This window comes from Pedobacter sp. (genome assembly GCF_035566355.1).
Classification (GTDB): domain Bacteria; phylum Bacteroidota; class Bacteroidia; order Sphingobacteriales; family Sphingobacteriaceae; genus Pedobacter.
This window is the reverse complement of sequence record NZ_DATMRL010000003.1, coordinates 1-2,510: the sequence shown is the minus strand read 5'-3', so window position 1 is coordinate 2,510 and position 2,510 is coordinate 1. Positions and strand designations below refer to the sequence as shown.

The 2,510-nt window shown below is 41.0% G+C and carries 2 protein-coding genes; one reads left to right on the top strand and one right to left on the bottom strand.

All coding sequences use genetic code 11. The features are described from left to right. Window positions 1-1,582: helix-hairpin-helix domain-containing protein (locus VNZ46_RS00080; RefSeq protein ID WP_325558019.1), on the bottom strand; the 1,582-nt coding region annotated here is incomplete at its 3' end. Between the two features lie 84 nt (window positions 1,583-1,666). Here VNZ46_RS00080 and VNZ46_RS00075 point away from each other — a divergent pair. Next, a complete protein-coding gene (locus VNZ46_RS00075; protein WP_325558017.1) occupies window positions 1,667-2,332 on the top strand; it encodes a hypothetical protein in 666 nt (221 codons plus the stop codon). Window positions 2,333-2,510: the final 178 nt, after the last annotated feature.

Below are 2,510 nucleotides of genomic sequence, written 5' to 3'. Positions count from 1 at the left end.
CACCATAATGCATGTCATGGAATCCTTCTGTGCGGTGGGCATCTGGATTTACGGAAAGCAAGACGCCTCTTTCCAGTGCATACCTGTGCCAGCGCCAGTCCAGGTCAAGACGGAGTGGATTGGCGTTGATTTCTATGACTACCCCATTATTGGCGCAGGCATCGATTACTTTTTTATAATCTATAGGATAACCTTTTCTACTCAAAAGAAGTCTTCCGGTCGGGTGCCCGAGGATCGTCGTATACGGGTTTTCAATAGCCTTGATTAATCTGGCCGTCGCCTTTTCTTCATCCATTCTTAAATTGCTGTGCACAGAAGCCACTACAAAATCAAATGTCTTAAGAATCTCTTCACTGTAATCCAGGGAGCCGTCATTTAGAATATCGCTTTCAATACCTTTAAATATTCTGAAAGGAGCAAGTTTTTGATTTAAGGCATCAATTTCCTGATGTTGAGCGAAAACCCGTTGTTCATTTAGTCCATTGGCATAAAAGGCTGATTTAGAGTGGTCGCAAATGCCAAGGTACCCCAGTTTCAGGTTTTCTTTGCAGAACAGGGCCATCTCTTCCAGTGTGTGTACGCCGTCACTCCAGGTAGAGTGGTTGTGAAGGCTTCCTTTAAGATCCTGTCCCGTGATTAAGAGGGGAAGGTTATTTGTTCTTGCCAGTTCGAGTTCATTTAAACCTTCCCGAAGTTCAGGTTCCACATATGTCAATCCTGCTTTCTGATAAATAGATTGTTCACTGGTAAAAGGGCCCGGGCCCGCGTATTTCAGTACTTCGGTAACATGTTGCTCATTCCCGGTCAAGATAAACCAATCCAGGTAAAATGAATCTTTTTCTGTAATCTGAAGTTTTATTTTTAAACCGAAAGGGCTATCTGCAACAAAACAACCATCTGTTTGCTCCAGAAAAGATAGGGGTTCAAAACTAGCCAGCTGATCTATAACTTCTTCTGGTGAATCTGAACCAATTAAAAATGGAACCTCTTCTATAATTTCCAGACAACGTCGGTAATCTCCACCTATGCCCAGGAGGGGATCATTCTTGAACTGGGTCAGCCATAATGCAAAATCAGCGAAAAGCTTATTGACTGGACCTTCCGCACGTGCATACAGGAATTTTCCCTGTGCGGCCATGCTGAATTCAATCACTTTTTTAATTTCTTCCTGTGTCTTTAAGCCGAAGCCTTTGGCTTCAATTAAACGGTTTTCGTTACAGGCGTAATACAGCTCTCCGATGGTTTCTATGCCCAGATCTTTCCAGATTACAACAATCTTTTTTGGACCGATGCCTTTAATACCGAGCATATCGACAATACCTTCAGGTGTTTCCTGGAGAATATGATCAAGATCGGTCATGGTTCCTTTGTTCAGCAGCTCCCAGACCTTCGAAGAAATGCTCTTGCCCAGACCATCTATTTTTTCAATCTCTTCCAGGGTTTTATCTTTGATTGCGAAAGGGAGTTTATCTATTTTAAATGCAGCATTGGCTACAGATTTGATCTTAAATGAGTTCTCATTGTGCAGTTCCATCAATTGGGAAAGCAAACGAAGAGTACGGGATATGGTCTTGTTTTCCATGGACTGCTAAGTTAAAAAAAAGCTTTGTTTTTTGTTTAAGCAATCGTGGCACAGTTTTTTGTTCTTCCTATAGAAAAAATAGTGATGAATAACATAAAACTGGTTTGTATCGGGTTGTTTGCCCTGAATATAGGATGCAGTCACTCTGATAAAAGAGTTGTTGATCAGAAAGACTCAACGGACAGGGATCAAGCGACAATTGCATTAAAAGAAACCGGGATACCCTCAATAGGAGATCCGCAATTGGTTGTGCCTGGCAGACAAATGGGAAAAATAAGCATAGGACAAGATATGGTAGAAGTATTTAAAATACTTGGTAAGCCAGATGATGGCGATGCTGCGATGGGTAAGGCATGGTCAATATGGAAGCTAAAAGATAGTGAAAGCGGGTCTGATAATGGGGAAATGGCAATTTATTCTACTTATAAAGACAGTACGATGTCTTCAAAGGTCGTGAAGCAGGTAATGGTTAATACGGGAGGTTATGCAACAAAGAATGGCCTGCAGAACAATGCAGATTTGGGACATGTAATTCAGGGATTACCCTCTCTAAAACAGATAGCTATGTACGTGGATGACGCTAAGAAAGATACCTTGTATGTATATGATTCCAAAGAGGAAGGCCTGTCCTTTGATGTGAAAAGGGCGAATGACCAGTACTTTACCAGAGCAATGACCATTCACCCTAAAAATGAATCTGTAAGCAATACTTATTTAACCATCCATCCTGGATGGAGAAAAGTACAGTAGCAAAAAGCTATTGTACTTTGATTTCAAATGGCATTCTTGCCTGCAAGCCAGAATTTATGATGGCTTTTTTCATTTGCTGATACATAAGGTAATTATCTCCAAATTCCTGTTTGGCATAATATACCTTGATCTTGTCTGTTGTATTTTCAATCAGGGACTTAAATGGATCCATTTTTTC